Consider the following 18098-nt stretch of genomic DNA (forward strand, 5'->3'; position numbering starts at 1 on the left):
CCAAATGGCACGTTATTTCCGTCGTCGTAAGTTCTGCCGTTTTACAGCGGAAAATGTTGTTGAAATCGATTACAAAGATATCGCTACATTAAAGAACTACATTTCTGAAAGCGGCAAAATTGTACCAAGCCGCATTACCGGTACTCGTGCGAAGTACCAACGCCAATTAGCCCGCGCTATCAAACGCGCACGTTATTTAGCGTTAATCCCTTACTCTGATATGCATCATAACTAAGAAGAGGAAGGACAAATGCAAGTAATTCTTTTAGATAAAATTGTTCACCTAGGTAATGTTGGTGATCAAGTTAATGTTAAATCAGGTTTTGCACGTAACTTCTTAATCCCGCAAGGAAAAGCGGTTATGGCGACCAAAGCTAATATCGAACACTTTGAAGCGCGCCGTGCTGAATTAGAAGCGGCAGCAGCAGCAAGTCTTGCCGCGGCACAAGCCCGTGCAGCGCAAATTACCGCATTGGGAGCGGTTACTATTGCTTCTAAAGCCGGTGACGAAGGCCGTTTATTCGGTGCTATCACAACTCGCGATGTTGCTGATGCTGTCAGCGCAGCAGGCATTGAAATTGCGAAAAGCGAAGTGCGTTTACCAAATGGTCCAATCCGTACTCTCGGTGACCACGACGTTCGTTTCCAACTTCATGGTGAAGTGTTCGCAACATTAAACATCGTTGTTGTTGCAGAGTAATCAATTGTTAAGCAGAAACTGAGATTGCTCTGATTTCTGAAAACTCAATTGAATGCAAGGACTAAGCATTATTTTTATAGCGCTTAGTCCTTTTAATTTATCTAGAATATTCACCTATAGTGCACATTCAAATCAGCACCGCATTGAAATCCGCCTCACTGCAATTATTCAATTCCTCCCTCCTTTCTAGCACACATTTCTGTAAATAAATCTTTACGGAAAAGGATAAACTCACTATCATAGCGACAATTTTTACTCGCAGTAAGTAGGCTTTTATGACCTTTAAATTTGATCCGCAACATCCTTTTTCTTGCTTTGTGACTCACAGCGAAAGCATGAAAAATACGGTGCAAAATGCCCAGCGTTTCGCCATGTTTGATGTGCCGTTATTGATTCAAGGTGAAACCGGTACAGGCAAAGATTTATTAGCCAAAGCCTGCCATTACCAAAGTTTGCGCCGCGCGCATAAATTTATTGCGGTGAATTGCGCCGGCTTACCTGACGAAGATGCAGAAAGCGAAATGTTCGGCCGTAAAGTGGGAGAAGACGAAACCATCGGCTTTTTCGAATATGCCGACGGCGGCACGGTGCTATTAGACGGCATTGCAGAATTTTCCCTCAGCTTACAGGCGAAACTACTGCGTTTTTTAACGGACGGTTCGTTTCGCCGAGTCGGTGAAGAAAAAGAACATCATGCTAACGTGCGCGTAATTTGCACTGCGCAAATGCCATTAAATCAATTGGTTGAACAAGGCAAAGTGCGCGCGGATTTGTTTCATCGTTTAAACGTGCTGACCCTCAACGTGCCACCGCTGCGCGAACGGATTGCAGATATCGAACCTTTAACGGAAGGTTTTCTGCAGGAAATCAGCGAATCCCTTAACATTCAGAAACCAACTTTTGATCGACAGTTCCTCGTATATTTGCAGCAATATAATTGGCAAGGTAACGTGCGCGAACTTTATAACACCTTGTATCGCGCCTGTTCCTTGGCGAAGGATAACCGCTTGACCATCGAAAACCTTAATCTTCGTTTGCCGTCAAATACCCTCGTTTCCATTGAAGAATTTGAAAAGCAAACCTTAGATGAGATTATCGGGCGCTATGAAGCTCAAATCTTACGTGCGTTTTATCGCGAATTTCCCAGCACGCGCAAACTCGCGCAACGCCTCGGCGTATCGCACACGGCAATTGCCAATAAATTACGCCAATATGGAATAGGAAAGTAATTTTTTCGTTGTTCCGAACCGAATACGTGACTATTGAGCAAAATTAATTCGTTTTTTGCCGATGCGAATCTCAATGCGCTGTTATTTTGAGCATTCAATGCGGTGCTATTTTGAAAGTTCAATGCGGTGCTGTTTTGAGAGTTCAATGCGGTGCTATTTTGAGAGTTCAATGCGGTGCTGTTTTGAAAGTTCAATGCGGTGCTATTTTAAGAATTCAATGCGGTGCTATTTTAAGCATTCAATGCGGTGCTGCTAAAAGTGAAAAGAACGCAGAGAATTCGTTAATGATAAGATGATGACGCGAAAACCATTAGCCTCTATCAATTATTGCAAGGGTCTGCGTCATTGCTTGTCCCTTTAGAGCATTCTTAATGTTGTTAAATAATCGTTGTTTGCCACGCTTCCGCACATAATGTAATCACCATGGAAACACAAAAAACTCTAAATTTAATCCTTTTTTCAGCCCTCGTGCTGATCTCTGCTCTCGCCCTTTATCACCAACTCGATGACTTCGCCCATCTCAAAAATGCTGAGGGCGTGCTGACGGATATGCGTTCTCTCGTATTATGGGAAATTCGCGTGCCGCGTATCGGCTTGGCAGTGCTGACCGGAGCTTGTCTTGCATTGGCGGGCAATGCCATGCAGGGGATTTTCCAAAATCCGCTCGCCAGTCCGGGGTTGCTCGGCAGTAGTGCGGGGGCGACGGCCGCCAGTGTGCTGATTCTGTATTATTTTTCTGTGCCTTTTACTATATTGCTATTTGGTGGTGTTGCCGGGGCCTTAGCAAGCTTTTTATTGGTTTACGCCATTGCTAAAAATCATGGCACGACCATGATGATTTTAAGCGGTTTGGCGGTAAATATGTTGCTTGGTGCAGTAATTGCCTTATTGCTTTCCAACGCCGAAAGCCCATGGGCGTTGGCGGAACTTTACCGCTGGCTACAAGGCTCATTGGTGTGGGCTCAATCGGATACCCTGTTAATTTCCTTACCCATTGCATTGTCTGGTATGGCTTGTTTGTATCGACAACATCGTTACATAGATTTGCTCACCTTTGGCGAAGAAACCGCCAGCACCATGGGTATCGATCCGCAACGTAGCTTTTTCATCATAACTTTCGGCATCGCCTTATTGGTTGGCGCAACCATTCCACAAACGGGTACCATCGGGTTTATCGGCTTAATTGCCCCGCACGTCGCTCGAATTTTACTGAAAAAACGCCCATCTCAGCTTTATTTGACCAGTGCATTGCTCGGTGCCTTGTTGCTCTTAATCGCCGATCTTTGCGTGCAACACGTTCCCTTTTTCTCCCACATTTACATCGGTACGCTCACCGCAATTATCGGTGCTCCATGTTTAATTTGGATTTTATTAACAGAACAGCGGAAATTAGCCGGATAATTATGATTAGAATCGAAAACCTCACCCAGTCTTACGGCTTAAAAAATATTAACTGCTGCATTCCGCAAGGAAAATTAGTCGGCATTATGGGCGCCAACGGCACGGGAAAATCTACGTTATTAAAAACTATCGCCGGAATTCTGCCTATTGCCGATGGCGAAATTTGGTTTAACCACGACAAATTAAGCACCATGAGCGCCTCACAAAAAAGCCGGCAGTTAGCTTACCTTGCGCAAAATATCGAAATTCATTGGGATTTATCCGTGTATGACGTTATCGCACTGGGCCTACCGAATCCACTCAACAAAGCCAAAGAACAGGAAAAAGTGCAGTCGATTTCAGATACGTTTTCCGTCTCGCACTTACTGAAAAAGCCTTTCCGCCAACTTTCCGGCGGTGAAAAATCCCGCGTGCAGCTCGCTCGCTGTTGCATTAAAGGCGCACCTTTACTGCTTGCCGACGAACCCATTGCCGCGCTCGATCCTTATTATCAAATCGATATTATGGAACAACTTAAATCCCTCACGCCCAAACATACGGTTGCAGTAGCAATTCATCATTTATCGCTTGCCTACAAATTCTGTGATGAAGTGATTTTGTTGCATAACGGCAAAATCATTGCTAATGGGGAAACGCAAACCGTGTTAAACGCGGAAAATCTGGCGAAAGCGTTTGGCGTGAAAGTAAAGTTTGATCGGATAAAAAAAGAAATTTTTGGAATTGAGAAATTAGAAATTTAACGCCAGCTCGCACATTTCTACAGCAAATCAAAGATGAAACACTAATTTTGAGGACTTTTGGTAAGTTATAAATCCATTTCCAAAATAACAACATCGTCCCCCTTCCCGACAATCTAACTACAGCACTTGCAATCGACGCAACTACCTTAAATCAGATGATAGGATCAATAAATCACTTCAAATTTTGTGCCGCGAGCGTTGAGAGTAATGTTTGCAAGATGATCAAACATTCACGCTGGGAAGCGTGCGCCATCCTGGAGGAATTTTGACGTGTTTTTCTTGTATTCAGACAGAAGCAGGGGAAATAGGCGTCATGCTTAAATAATGGAAATTAACTTCTAACTTTTGTTTCTTTTGCATAAATTGGAAATCAACTTCCAATTTATGTATAATTTCTAAAAATATGAAATTCATTTCTAATGGATAAAGCTATGATCTCTCGTGAAAATTATTTACAACAACTGATTCAATTTAAAGATACTGATTTTATCAAGGTCATCTCTGGTGTTCGTCGTTCCGGTAAATCAGTGTTACTCATGCAATACCGTGATTATCTGCAGCAGCAAGGGATTGCTTCCGAAAATATTCTTTATCTCAATTTTGAATCTTTTGAATATCAATGGGTGAAAGATGCTCAAGACTTCCAACAGCTTATTCAAGAAAAAATACCGCCCTCTCAAGAGAAAATCTACTTGTTGATTGATGAAATTCAGTTTGTGGAAGGTTGGCAAAAAACCGTCAATGCGCTTCGCGTGAGTTTTAACACCGACATTGTGATTACGGGTTCCAATGCCAACTTGCTTTCCAGTGAGCTTGCAACCTTATTAAGCGGTCGGTATGTAGAAATCAAAATTTATCCGCTTTCTTTTAAAGAATTTTTACGTTCTAAAAACGTAGATAGTCAGTCAAGATTGGTGGATAAACTCTATTCGGAATACGAAAAATATGGTGGTTTTCCCAGCGTTGTGATGGCTGATGAACCTTTAAAAGAAACGATTTTATCGGGCATTTTTGATTCCATCGTGCTAAATGATATTGCGCATCGAGCCGGCGTGAAAGATACCCATATTCTTAAAAGCGTGATTCTCTTTTTAGCGGATAATGTAGGGCAGTTGGTGAATCCGAGCAAAATTAGCAACACGCTCACGTCCGAACGTGTCCCCACTTCAAATCACACCATCAGCAAATATCTTGATTTGTTAGAAAATGCGTTTCTGTTCTATAAAGCAAAACAATATGATATTCGCGGAAAAGGTTATTTAAAAACCAATGCGAAATATTTTATTGTGGATAACGGTTTAAGACGACACGCTATCGGTAAAAAAGGGGTGAATTATGCCAATAGACTAGAAAATATCGTTTTTATTGAATTGCTTAGACGAGGTTATACCGTAGATGTCGGTAAACTCGACAGCCAAGAAATTGATTTTATCGCCCGAAAAGCCGATGAAATTTTATATATACAACTCGCCTTTGAAATCCCTGAAAATACCCACGAAACCGATAATCTTTTGCACATTAAAGATAACTATAGAAAGATCTTAATTACGGGAAAATATTACGAACAAACAGAGATTGATGGGATTGAAGTGATTTATGTAGTGGATTGGTTGTTGCAGTAAATATAAAAACGCTGAAAATTTTTACCGCACTTTTTGTGTCTAACGCTTATGCTAGCGCGCGTTTCCTAACGCGCGCCAAAGAAAGTAAATAAAGTGCGGTGAGTTTTTGAAGTGTTTTTATTGAAATTAGGCACACGCTGGGAAGTGTGCGCCAACAGAGATGGAAAAATAAAGAAAGATAGCGCCAGCATCCTCGCTAGTGCTACTTAAGGAAAACATTGCGAATTTTATCCATAACCGTTGGCAGATCTAATATTCAAAATTCTTTGTATTTTTTGACCGCACTTTTAGATGAGAGGCACAAGCGAGGACGCTTGCACCATCATAGGGGCACACGCTGGGAAGCGTGCGCTATTAGATGGGTGCAAATAAAGCAAGATAGCGTCAGCGTCCACGCTGGTGCTGTTTAATAAAACATTGCGAATTTACCCGTAACCATCGTCAGAACCAATATTCAAAATTCTTTGGATTTTTGACCGCACTTTTAGATGAGAGGCACAAGCGAGGACGCTTGCACCATCATAGGGGCACACGCTGGGAAGCGTGCGCTATTAGATGGGTGCAAATAAAGCAAGATAGCGTCAGCGTCCACGCTGGTGCTGTTTAATAAAACATTGCGAATTTACCCGTAACCATCGTCAGAACCAATATTCAAAATTCTTTGGATTTTTGACCGTACTTTTAGCTGAGAGGTACAAGCGAGGACGCTTGCGCCATCATGAGGGTCTGTCAGATTGGGTTTGATCTTCTACACATTATGTCTCCAGCCATTTTTATATTTTATTGCAAGCTTAATATAATCCTCTTCAATTAGATTGTGATCTTTTTCTAAGAGACTAATTTTATTCTTTAAATGTTCTTCATTATCATATATTTTTACTAGTGCATCCCAATGTAATATCTTTTCTCTTATAATTTCTGGATTAGAACCTACTTGTCTTTTAATTTCAGAAACTGAAGACTTTAATAGAGATAAGAAAATCTCATTAGACCTTAATATTTTTTTATTTATACTATTTCCAGTAGATACAATAAAATAAAAAATATTAGATAATTTATAAGTTTTAGATAAGGTATCTAAAGATGAGCTGTTCACATGGCTTATTAAAATATCCTCTATATTTCTTGCTTGTTCTTCAGATACAAGCTTATGACCTCTTTTTTCCCTATGTCCAACAATCCCCATAATTTCATATTGACCATATATATTACATAAATCTATCAGCTTAAGTACCGAATTATATCTTAAGTTATCTGATATTTTTCTTAATAATCTATATACAAGCCGACTCCAGATGATATGTGCATCAAACTCAAAAAAGCCTCGTTCTTTTTCAGGAACACGAGGTAGAATTTCGTATAATGCTGGGATTGAATACATTGCAGTCTTTTCTGTAAAATCTGCTTCATAATTAGCGAGATTATTAACAACACTTTCTAAATAGTTTTCATCAATTTTAGCTAATTCAACTGCAAACTTATCTGAGGACATATAAGACCAAAGAGTTTGTGATAAAATAATATTTTTAAATTCTTCATTTTCTACTTGCTCAAAATAAAAATTAAAAAGTGTTAAATCAGCTATTCTTTTATCCCTTCTAAAGTTTTTATCATTATTGATAAAGGTTCTGTCAAAATTACTTGTTATATCTATGTCAATATCAAACAAAATATATAGTAAGATTTTATTAATCTGATTATCTTTAATAAATTCAGTTAATGCTATCTTTTTAGAGTCATCATTATGTATTGATGTTAAATATTCTCTAAGTAAAAAGAGTTCTTTAAATGACTTAGGATAAAAAACTTTTATAATCTCAATAGTTACTAGATCAACAACATTAATAAATTTCCCAACCTGATTAAATGTATATGATAATGAAGAAATATAACGCTTTACATCTCGAATATTTTTTATAGTTGGTTTTATAATGTTTAGATATGCTTCAGACCAACGATAACGATCTATTTCTACATTACCTAAGATAGAGTCTAATGATGCAAAAAGATGTTTTTCTAATAGTTCTCTTGACACTTTTGGTATATCAAATGGTATCTGAATTATCTTTTCTAAATAAGATTCCCCATCTATATTTTTATTATTTAATGTATTAACTACTCTTTCTTTATCAAAAGATAATAAATATATAATATTAGGAAATCTGCCTGTCAGTCTAACTAATTTCAATATAGACTCCAATTCATCACTAGATAATCTGTCTATGTCGTCTAAAATCACAACAATAGGTTTTTCTATTTTCTTTAGCTCTTTTATTAGATTGCTTCGTTGTTTTTGTAAACTATTCTCTCCTTTCTTTTTTTTAGCAAAAATATTCAACAACTTACCTAGTATGCCAATATACTCTCCAACTAATGGAATCGCCCTTAAACTTGAAAAGAAATCACCTAAATTATCTAATGCTTTTATAAGATTAGTATTATTATTATAATCTTTAATTTGAGCAGCCATTTCAGTAAAAAATAAAGATACAAGGTTATAAGAATCGCTAAACATCCATGGGTTAAAATCAATAACAATAGAATTCTTCTGTAATTCGGGTTTCATCAAATTAATATATGATGTTTTCCCTGACCCCCATTCACCACATATACCTATGACTAATCCATCTTTATAATTAAAAGAAAAAATATATTTGGCAAATTTTTCTGCACTATTTTTCCGATCTAATAAGTCGGCACTAATATCCTTTATCGGATTATCACTGATTAACTCCACGATTGTATTCCTTTCTATTACTTCCAAATCACTTCATCGCCACCCCCAACCACTTCACTATCTCTCTCTCATCCCAACCTTTACGTTTGGCATAATCTTGAGCTTGGTCTTCATCGATGCGACCTAAAGTGAAATAGTTACTCGCCGGGTGGGTAAAATACCAACCGCAGACGGAAGCCGCCGGCCACATGGCGTAGCTTTCGGTGAGCTTCATGCCGATGCGTTTTTCTACTTCCAATAAATCCCAAATCAAGGCTTTTTCAGTATGTTCCGGACAGCTTGGATAACCCGGTGCCGGGCGGATGCCGACGTAGTTTTCGTTGATTAACCCTTGGTTGTCGAATTCTTCTTGCGTGTAGCCCCAAATGCGGGTACGTAGCTCAAAGTGCAGGTATTCCGCCATGGCTTCGGCGAGGCGGTCGCCTACGGCTTGCAGCAAGATGGCATTGTAGTCATCGCCGGCGGCTTTGTAGCCTTCCACTAAATCCATTTCTTCAATGCCGGCACACACGGCAAACATCCCCATCCAGTCTTTTTTGCCACTTTCGCGATCGGCGATAAAGTCGCTCAAGGCAAAGTTAAATTGGCTTTTGCTGTTTTTGCCGCGTTCCGTTTGTTGGCGTAAGCCGTAAGCCGTGCCAATGGTTTGCGTGCGGTCTTCATCGGAGAATAACACCACATCATCGCCCACACGTTCTGCAGGGAAAATGCCCAACACGCCGCTTGGGTTAAGTTTGTGGTTTTGTTCAAAAGCATCTAACATCGCTTGCGCATCATTCCACACGCGGCGGGCTTCTTCGCCACTTTCCGGATGATCAAAGGCATCCGGATAGCCGCCCATTAAGCCCCACACACGGAAGAACGGCGACCAGTCGATAAATTTGCGCAGTTCAGCAATTGGCACGTTTTTAAATTCCACAATGCCCGTTTGTTTTGGTGTTGGCGGCACGTAATCCGCCCATTCGCCGCTAAAGCCATCGAAACGGTTGGCGCGCGCTTCTTCAATGCTAAGTTGTTTACGCAACGGTTTGCGGTTGGCAAAAGATTGTTGGATTTTCTCGTAATCTTTCTTGAACTGTTCCCATAATGCCGCGCGACCTTCCGGGTTCATCAATGTGGCACAGACCGTTACCGCACGGGAGGCGTTCGAGGTATAGAACACGCCGTGTTGTTTATATTTTGGATAAAGTTTAATGGCAGTATGTTCTTTGGAGGTGGTTGCGCCGCCGATTAAAACAGGCAAGTTCAAACCTAAACGTGTCATTTCGCCGAGGAAGTATTCCATTTCATCAAGGGATGGCGTAATTAAACCGCTCAAGCCGATAATATCCGCCTTTTCATCAATGGCGGTTTGAATGATTTTATCCGCCGGCACCATCACGCCCAAGTCAATCACTTCAAAGTTATTACATTGCAACACCACGCTCACGATGTTTTTGCCGATGTCATGCACGTCGCCTTTCACGGTGGCAATCACCACTTTGCCGTTGCTGGAGCCTTTTTGTTTGGTGGCGTTGATAAATGGCTCTAAATATGCCACGGATTGTTTCATCACACGCGCGGATTTCACCACTTGTGGGAGGAACATTTTACCGTCGCCGAACAAATCGCCCACCACATCCATGCCTGCCATGAGTGGGCCTTCGATGACTTCTAACGGTGAAGCGAATTGTTGGCGTGCTTCTTCGGTATCTTCGATGATGTGTGTGGTAATCCCTTTCACGAGGGCGTGTTTTAAGCGTTCTTCCACCGGCCATGTACGCCATTCGGCGACAGAATCCACCGCACTTTCATTGCCTTGATTACGGTATTTTTCTGCAATATCGAGCAATTTTTCGGTGGCATCCGGGCTGCGGTTTAAGACGGCATCTTCTACGATTTCACGCAATTCAGGATCGAGATCGTCATAAATCGCGAGCTGGCCTGCGTTCACGATCCCCATGTCCATGCCTTGTTTGATGGCATGATAGAGGAAGACCGCATGAATCGCTTCACGCATCACGTTGTTGCCGCGGAAAGAGAAAGACACATTCGACACACCGCCGGAAATTTTGGCGTGTGGCAAGCTGCGTTTAATACGGCCTGTGGCGTTAATGAAATCCACGCCGTAGTTGTTGTGTTCTTCAATCCCGGTACCGATGGCGAAAATATTCGGGTCGAAAATGATGTCTTCCGGCGGGAAGCCAAGTTGGTTGACTAAGATGTTATAGGCACGGGTACAGATTTCCACTTTGCGATCTTCGGTGTCCGCTTGCCCAACTTCGTCGAATGCCATCACGACCACAGCAGCACCGTATTTACGCACCTGTTTGGCGTGTTCAATAAAGATTTCTTCGCCTTCTTTCAACGAGATAGAGTTCACAATCGGCTTACCTTGCACAGATTGCAAGCCCGCCTCAATTACTTCCCATTTGGAGGAGTCGATCATCACCGGCACTTTGGCTGCATCCGGTTCGGTCGCCATAATGTTGAGGAAACGGGTCATGCATTTTTTGCCGTCGAGCAAGGCTTCGTCCATGTTTACGTCGATCACTTGTGCACCGTTTTCTACTTGGTCGATAGCAATTTCAATGGCTTCGGCAAATTTGTCTTCTTTAATTAAGCGTTTGAATTTTGCCGAGCCGGTTACGTTATTACGTTCGCCCACGTTCACGAACAGGCTTTCATCATCAATGTTGAGCGGTTCTAAACCTGATAAACGCATAGCGGTTTTGATTTGTGGCAATTTGCGTGGTGGGATATTTTCTACCGCCTCGGCAAAGGCTTTAATGTGTTCCGGTGTGGTGCCGCAACAGCCGCCGATAATGTTCACAAAGCCGCTTTCCGCCCATTCTTTCAGGTGTGCTGCCATGTCTTCCGCACCGAGATCGTAGCCGCCGAAGGCATTCGGCAAGCCAGCATTCGGATGCACAGAAACGTAGGTTTCGCTGATTTTGGAAAGCTGTTCGACATATTGACGCAATTCTTTCGGGCCTAGCGCACAGTTCAAACCGAATGTGAGTGGTTTGGCATGGCGCAGAGAGTTGTAGAATGCTTCTGTGGTTTGCCCTGAAAGGGTACGGCCAGAAGCATCGGTAATGGTGCCGGAAATCATAATCGGCAATTCCACGCCTAATTCTTCAAATACGGTTTCGATGGCAAACACCGCCGCTTTGGCATTTAGCGTGTCGAAAATGGTTTCGATCATAATTAAATCGGCACCGCCTTTGATTAATCCACGTGTGGCTTCTGAATAGGCGTCCACCAATTCCATAAAGGTGACGTTACGGAAACCGGGGTCGTTTACGTTCGGGGAAATGGAGGCAGTGCGGTTCGTTGGGCCGAGAATCCCAGCGACGAATCTTGGTTTTTCCGGTGTGCTGTATTTATCCGCCGCCAAACGCGCCAGTTTTGCGCCGGCAAAGTTGAGTTCGTAAGCAATGGATTGCAAGTCGTAATCCGCTTGCGCAATCGTAGTTGAACTAAATGTATTGGTTTCAATGATATCCGCGCCGGCTTCTAAATATTTTTCGTGAATGGCGGAAATTAACAGCGGCTGGGTGAGAGTTAGCAAGTCATTATTGCCGCGTAAATCCACCGCACTTTCTTTAAAGCGTTCGCCACGGAAATCCGCTTCGGTGAGTTTATATTTTTGGATCATCGTGCCCATGGCGCCGTCTAGAATAAGAATGCGGTTTTCGAGGGAATGTTTGAGTTGAGCGGTTTTGTTGGTCATAGTTTGTTCCGTAAAATGAAATTCTGTTAAATGCGGGTAATTATAACAGTCTGTGAAAATTATTCAGAATAGCGCGCGTTGCGTGTTTCTATTGAGAATTAGGGGAAAAATAATCCGAGATAATAGGCAGATGAAAAATATGTGTCAAATAAATAAAGTGTCCTTATTTAACAACGATAAGTTTGGTTGAATTATGCTCAACAGCATGCATTATTTGCATTTGACCACGAACATCCAAAATAGCACCGCATTGAAGCCCCTCAATGCGGTGCTATTTTGACACTACGCATGCCGACTCGAACGGCTCGTTGATTAGCCATGCAAACGTTTATGTATTTGTCGCATAATGCTACTTATTTTCTTGAATGTTTCCATCGTATCCGCTAGCATACGACTGTCCATATTAGTTTATCTAATGTGTTAAGTTTAACTATTATTAACTAGAGGATCTTTTCATGAAGAAACTTATCGCTGTAGCGGTACTTTCTGCATGTGGCGCAATTGCTCATGCAAATACCGATATTCCAAATTACAATACCGATTCCCATCTCTACGAATTCACACAAACCTACGATTTAGCCGTGCCGAAAGGTTCGCAAGGGCAAACCAATTTATGGTTGCCGTTGCCGTTTAATGGCGAATATCAACAAGTGAAATCCCTGCATTTTGAAGGCAATTATGCCGATGCCTATGTGACGGAAAATAATAAATACGGCGCGAAAACCTTATTTGCCACTTGGGATAAAGACGCGCCAAAACGCGATTTGAAAGTCACCATGGTGATTGAAACCAAAGACCGCGAGCCAATGGCGAAAGGGGCATTAAGTCATTACACGCCGCCGAAAGAGATTCACTATTCTGTGGATGTGCAGGAATATTTAAAGCCGACACAGCACATTAAAACCGATGGCATTGTGAAACAATTTGCCGACAAAATTGTAGGCGCAGAAACCAATCCGTTGAAAAAAGCCGAGTTGATTCACCAATGGATCGTGAGCAATATGGAACGAGACAATTCCGTATTGGGCTGTGGCGATGGCTATGTGGAAAAAATTCTCACCACAGGCGTGTTAAAAGGTAAATGTACCGATATTAACTCCGTTTTCGTGGCACTTGCCCGTGCGGCAGGCATTCCGGCGCGTGAAATTTTCGGCATTCGCTTAGGCGCAGCGGACAAAATGGGGAAATATTCCAAGAGTGCATTTGGCAGCGCGGATGAACATGGCGTGACGAATGTGAGCGGTGGTCAGCATTGCCGTGCAGAATTCTATCTTGCCGGTTTTGGTTGGGTGCCGGTGGATTCAGCAGACGTGGCAAAAATGCGCTTAGCGGAGAAAAAAACGGTTGAAGATAAAGATACCCAAGCCGTGGCAAAATACTTATTCGGCAACTGGGAGGCCAACTGGGTGGGCTTTAACCACGCGCGCGATTTCGATTTATATCCGCAACCGGAACTTGCACCAATCAATAACTTTGGCTATCCGTATGCAGAAGTAGGCGGCGATCCGTTAAATTCCTTCGATCCGAAAGAATTCAAATATGACTACGTCGCCAAAAAACTCCAATAAATCCTTTTGGCTCGCCACCGGCACCGCATTGAGCGCTGCGGTGGCGTCCACCTTGTGTTGCATTGCACCACTGGTTTATCTGCTATTCGGCGTATCATCCACCTGGTTGATTGGCTTAGGCGAATATAATTATTTACGTATTCCCATGCTTATCGTTTCATTATGCGCCTTTGCTTACGGCTTTTGGTTGTTGATGTTTTCCAAGAAAATCATCTGCAGCAAATACATTTCCCGCAAAAAACTAGTAGTGCTTTATTGGATTGTATTTATTGTGATGTTATTTTTCTTAACCTATCCGACGCTGTTGCCGTGGATTTTAGAGCTAGCTAATTAGAAATGAAAATGAAGAAAATAATCAGCGTACTTTGGCTTTCATTGTTTACCCTGTCTTTTGCACAAGCTAATGAAACCAAGCAAATCGTGCTGAAAGTGAAAGAAATGAACTGCCAGCTTTGCGCTTATTTGGTGAACAAAGAGCTACGTAATATTGATGGTGTGATTTCCACCAAAGCATCAATTAAAGATGGGACAGTCACAGTGTTGGAAGATCCGAAAGTGACGGATGAACAATTAATTGACGCTATTCATCGGTTAAAATATTCGGCGGAAGTGGTTAAATAGCCATTATGAGGCTATCACTTTTATGGTGGGTAAATTAACCTTACTCGTTATCAAACCAAAATAAGAAGACAGTATGAAAGAGATCTATGAAAAATGGCATAAATATGCCAAAGAAAGAGAGACAAAAGCGTTAATTGAACTGTATGCCGAAGATGCCGTATTTGAAAGCCCGTTAGTTCCTATTTTGATGAATAAAGATAGTGGCATATTACGTGGAAAAACAGAAATTCTGGCTTTTTTAAATGAGGGGACTCGACGTCGTCCTAATGAGCTGGTTCGTTGGTATAGAACCGGAAAATATTTCATTACAGGAGATGTTTTGGTGTGGGAATATCCTCGCCAAACTCCGGATGGAGAGCAGGTTGATATTCTTGAACTAATGGAAATCCGTGATGGGTTGATTGTTAATCACCGCATTTATTGGGGATGGTTTGGAACTCAAATGTTGATTAAATCAGCATTAAAAAATAAGTAAAAGATTTAAGTTAGTAAATTTATTCAGTAAATAAAAAGTGCGGTCAAAAAACAATATTTTTGTAACCGCACTTTTGTTTCTAAAAATCAGTTTATTTAATCACGCCGCACGCCATACGTGCACCGCCACCGCCAAGTGGTGCCGGATGATCGGAGTGATTGTCGCCACCGACGTGAATCATGATGGAATGACCACGTACTTCATCTAAATGTTTGATACGCGGTGCTAATACCGGGTTAGTGGCTGTGCCATCGTGTAATACGGTAAGTGCCGGTAAGTCGCCTAAATGGGCGTCATCTTGCCATGGATAGCCGTGTTGTTTGGTATCTTTCGGATCCCAATGGCCGCCGGCGCCTAAACCTGCGGTGAGTTTACCGTCTTTTTCTTTCGGTTCGCAGCTTGGGTTTTGGTGAATGTGGAAACCGTGTAAACCTTCAGACAAACCTTTTAAATTCGGTGTGAAAACTAAGCCGTAGTTAGATTCGGTGATGGTAACCGTACCTACATCTTTGTCACCGTTAACCGGATCAAGTTGTTGCACTTTCACTTCAATAGATTTTGCGGCCGGTTTCATCGCCTCTTGCGCGTTTACCACGCTTACCGCGCAAACGGTACTTACCGCTAATGCCAAAAGAGTTTTCGTTTTCATATAAGCTCCTTATTTTTGAAAAAACTCACGGTTATTGTAGTCAAATTTAAATAATAATCCGATAGTTTTTACAAAAATTTTACATTATTACGAAATGATCTAGCCATTACACAAAGCTGAAATCACCTCACCAAATAGCACCGCATTAAAGCCGGCTCCAATGCGGTGCTATCTGATAACACTAACTCATGCTCCACTCGGATAGTTTCAATCATTTGCTACATAACGCCGAATTATTGTGCAATCTTTAAAATTTGATAGAGATAACTGCGGTAATCGTTCACTAATTGCTTATCCACCGCATCTTCCAATCTGCCATCGCTAAGTTTGCGCATCGCTTGATTAGCTTTCATAAAATCGTCTTTTGCTTGCAGTCCTGCAATTTCCATTATCAAACCGCCGGCAAAGGCCAAATCTAAGAAATCTTGCGTTTGCTCAAATTGTTTTGCGCAATTGCTTCTTACTATAAGTTGCGTAATACAGTCCGGAGAAGGGAAATCACCTTTTTTCGCCGGTATCTGATTATCAAATGCCACTTGATGATCACCGAAATAACCGAATACAAAAGGTTTGCCGCGTTCGTGCAAATACTGCCCCATACTTTCAACGGCATCGTTTAACGCCACGATACGCTGCGTGTAATCGTTTAACGACGAAATGCTTTTGGCGCCAAGAGCAGGCATTTCGAGCCCATAGATATTTTCCATCTCTAAATTATAGGGACCGTGTTCGCGCATGGTGAGCACGTAAACGAACAACGGTTGATTGAGGTTTTCCAGTGCGGGATGTTTTTTTTCTAAAATCATACGGGTGTAAGCCATCATTTCCTCGCTACTGATCGTCCACAAGTTTTTGCTAAAGGGCGCCGGATAGCCTAAGTCTTGCGGTTGCAACATCAAATCGAAGGCAAAATGATCATAGGCGGATTTAGCGTTGTAGTTGCCTTTGGTGAACGGCGAGAGCGCCACACAGAAATAACCTTGCGCACGTAAATTTTTGATTAAGCCCGATTGTAAGTGCGGCACTACGGAATAAAACACGCCGTTAGCCAAGGCGCCGTAATCCGTCGGCGGAAGTCCGGCGAGAAAGGCGAACTCCGAACGCCATGTTGCACCGGCAAAGGTATGGACGCGTAATGGAGAGATAAATACGGTATCATCTTGGCGTTCAAACATCGGCAACGGCGGGATGCTCTGTTTGGTAAAGGCGAATTGATGCGGATTGAGGGTAGATTCCAAAAGTGCAACGACGATATCCGGCTTAATTTCAGCGTTCAATGCGGTCGGATTTGAGCACTGCGCGTTCATTCGGGCAGCAAATTTTTCACCATCACCGGGAAATTGCGGCACCTTAAAGAAAATACCGCGACAGGACATCGGTAAATTTAAGAACACGTCGCGCCCGTCGTCCGGTAGCGAATCAAGCCAAACTTGCACTGCATTCGGATTTTTCGAGTAATGCCACATCAAAGCGCCGCTGATCAAAAATAGCACCGCATTGAAAGCCCGTACGACGGCGTCAAGCGGCTCGGCAGACGACCAACCAAAAATCGCGTAGCCGAGTAACGCAAGCAAGCCGATAACGCCACCGAGCGCGCCTTTATAATGCATTAAAGTTTCCCAATTACGCCAATCAACAACGAGGAAAAAATCAGAAATCAGCAATGGTTGTTTGTAATAATGAATTTTTAAACGGTGAAATAGCATCAGTGCCACAAACAACACGGAAGCGAAATTCAGCGCGCGTTGCCATTGACCGGAAATAGCCAGCATTCCACTGAAGAAAAAAACGAAAAGTGCAATCGAAAAAAAGTATGTCCAACGATAATGCGAATTAATGATGAAAATCATCGCGGCAAGCGTGAATAACGCTAAAAAGGTGTATGCAATCATTGCGTGTTCCTTGGGAATTCTGAAATAAATCGCGGGAGATGATATGGGCAAGGTTATAGCCTGTCAAACGCTATGCATGAATCCATAAAAAATGCGGCTAGAATCAGGAATTCTTAACCGCATTGGAGGCGTATCAGTTCTCGAGTTAGCGCAAAAACGCCGGAATTTTACTTTCGTATTCAGCGATGGCGTCTTCATGTTGAAGCGTTAAACCGATATTATCCAAGCCGTTTAACAAACAATGACGGCGAAATTCATCCAGTTCAAAGTGATACACTTTGTCGCCTACGGTGACGGTCATCGCTTCCAAATCCACATGGATTTGTTTGCCTTCGTTCGCCCACACCCATTGAAAGATTTCTTCCACTTCTTCTTCGCTTAACCGAATTGGCAACATGTGGTTGTTTAAGCTGTTGTTATAGAAAATATCCGCAAAACTCGGCGCGATCATCACTTTGAAACCGTAATCGGCAAGCGCCCAAGGGGCGTGTTCGCGAGACGAACCACAACCAAGGTTTTTACGCGCTAATAAAATAGTCGCACCTTGATATTGTGGATAGTTCAACACAAATTCCGGATTTGGCTTGGTGCCTTCTACATCCAAATAACGCCATTCGTGGAATAAATGTTTGCCGAAGCCCACGCGGGTAATGGCTTGTAAAAATTGTTTTGGAATAATCGCATCTGTGTCCACGTTTGCCGCATCCAATGGCACCACTAAGCCTGAAAGTTGTTTAAATCCTGCCATT

General features: G+C 42.3%; 15 protein-coding genes. 10 read left to right on the forward strand and 5 right to left on the reverse strand.

Annotated elements, in window-relative coordinates; translation table 11 throughout:
* Window positions 1-4: 4 nt before the first annotated feature.
* From rpsR to AB3F25_RS07140, 6 genes are all read left to right on the forward strand, one after another.
* Window positions 5-235, forward strand: coding sequence for a 30S ribosomal protein S18 (rpsR, locus tag AB3F25_RS07115; protein ID WP_373603161.1), 231 nt, complete (start codon window positions 5-7; stop codon window positions 233-235).
* Between the two features lie 15 nt (window positions 236-250).
* Entirely contained in the window at window positions 251-700 is a 450-nt protein-coding gene (rplI, locus tag AB3F25_RS07120) for a 50S ribosomal protein L9 (protein WP_373603162.1), read from the forward strand.
* Between the two features lie 275 nt (window positions 701-975).
* The gene (locus tag AB3F25_RS07125) at window positions 976-1929 is read left to right on the forward strand and encodes a sigma 54-interacting transcriptional regulator (protein ID WP_373603163.1); all 954 of its coding nucleotides are present in this window, start codon (window positions 976-978) and stop codon (window positions 1927-1929) included.
* Between the two features lie 423 nt (window positions 1930-2352).
* Entirely contained in the window at window positions 2353-3330 is a 978-nt protein-coding gene (locus tag AB3F25_RS07130; RefSeq protein ID WP_373603164.1) for a FecCD family ABC transporter permease, read from the forward strand.
* A 2-nt stretch (window positions 3331-3332) separates the two neighbouring features.
* The gene (locus AB3F25_RS07135; protein WP_373603165.1) at window positions 3333-4070 is read left to right on the forward strand and encodes an ABC transporter ATP-binding protein; all 738 of its coding nucleotides are present in this window, start codon (window positions 3333-3335) and stop codon (window positions 4068-4070) included.
* Window positions 4071-4489: 419 nt separating this feature from the next.
* Window positions 4490-5692 (forward strand): ATP-binding protein, encoded by a 1203-nt coding sequence (locus tag AB3F25_RS07140; RefSeq protein WP_373603166.1) that lies wholly within the window; start codon window positions 4490-4492, stop codon window positions 5690-5692.
* Between the two features lie 748 nt (window positions 5693-6440).
* Here the strand turns inward: AB3F25_RS07140 and AB3F25_RS07145 are convergent.
* Window positions 6441-8429: a P-loop NTPase fold protein gene (locus AB3F25_RS07145; RefSeq protein WP_373603167.1), complete on the reverse strand. Its 1989-nt coding sequence runs from the start codon at window positions 8427-8429 to the stop codon at window positions 6441-6443.
* A gap of 28 nt (window positions 8430-8457) precedes the next feature.
* Window positions 8458-12144: a methionine synthase gene (gene metH / locus AB3F25_RS07150; protein ID WP_373603168.1), complete on the reverse strand. Its 3687-nt coding sequence runs from the start codon at window positions 12142-12144 to the stop codon at window positions 8458-8460.
* Window positions 12145-12599: 455 nt separating this feature from the next.
* On the opposite strand from metH, the gene AB3F25_RS07155 reads away from it, so the two are divergent.
* From AB3F25_RS07155 to AB3F25_RS07170, 4 genes are all read left to right on the forward strand, one after another.
* Window positions 12600-13712 carry a transglutaminase-like domain-containing protein gene (locus AB3F25_RS07155; RefSeq protein ID WP_373603169.1) on the forward strand — a complete coding sequence of 371 codons (1113 nt, stop codon included), beginning with the start codon at window positions 12600-12602 and terminating at the stop codon, window positions 13710-13712.
* Window positions 13684-14046, forward strand: a complete 363-nt coding sequence (locus tag AB3F25_RS07160) for a mercuric transporter MerT family protein (protein ID WP_373603170.1) — start codon at window positions 13684-13686, stop codon at window positions 14044-14046. Before AB3F25_RS07155 ends, AB3F25_RS07160 begins: the two co-directional genes overlap by 29 nt.
* An 8-nt stretch (window positions 14047-14054) precedes the next feature.
* Window positions 14055-14333, forward strand: coding sequence for a heavy-metal-associated domain-containing protein (locus AB3F25_RS07165; protein WP_373603171.1), 279 nt, complete (start codon window positions 14055-14057; stop codon window positions 14331-14333).
* 73 nt (window positions 14334-14406) lie between these two features.
* Window positions 14407-14808 carry a nuclear transport factor 2 family protein gene (locus AB3F25_RS07170; protein WP_373603172.1) on the forward strand — a complete coding sequence of 134 codons (402 nt, stop codon included), beginning with the start codon at window positions 14407-14409 and terminating at the stop codon, window positions 14806-14808.
* 91 nt (window positions 14809-14899) lie between these two features.
* Here AB3F25_RS07170 and sodC read toward each other — a convergent pair whose 3' ends face one another.
* The 3 genes from sodC to leuD form a co-directional block, all read right to left on the reverse strand.
* Window positions 14900-15457: a superoxide dismutase [Cu-Zn] SodC gene (gene sodC, locus AB3F25_RS07175; protein WP_373603173.1), complete on the reverse strand. Its 558-nt coding sequence runs from the start codon at window positions 15455-15457 to the stop codon at window positions 14900-14902.
* A 233-nt stretch (window positions 15458-15690) separates the two neighbouring features.
* A complete protein-coding gene (locus tag AB3F25_RS07180; protein ID WP_373603174.1) occupies window positions 15691-17349 on the reverse strand; it encodes an LTA synthase family protein in 1659 nt (552 codons plus the stop codon).
* Window positions 17350-17494: 145 nt separating this feature from the next.
* Complete coding sequence (gene leuD, locus AB3F25_RS07185) at window positions 17495-18097, reverse strand: 3-isopropylmalate dehydratase small subunit (protein WP_373603175.1); 603 nt, start codon at window positions 18095-18097, stop codon at window positions 17495-17497.
* Between the last annotated feature and the right edge of the window lies 1 nt (window position 18098).

It is taken from the genome of Aggregatibacter sp. HMT-949 (genome assembly GCF_041734645.1).
Taxonomy (GTDB): Bacteria; Pseudomonadota; Gammaproteobacteria; order Enterobacterales; family Pasteurellaceae; genus Rodentibacter.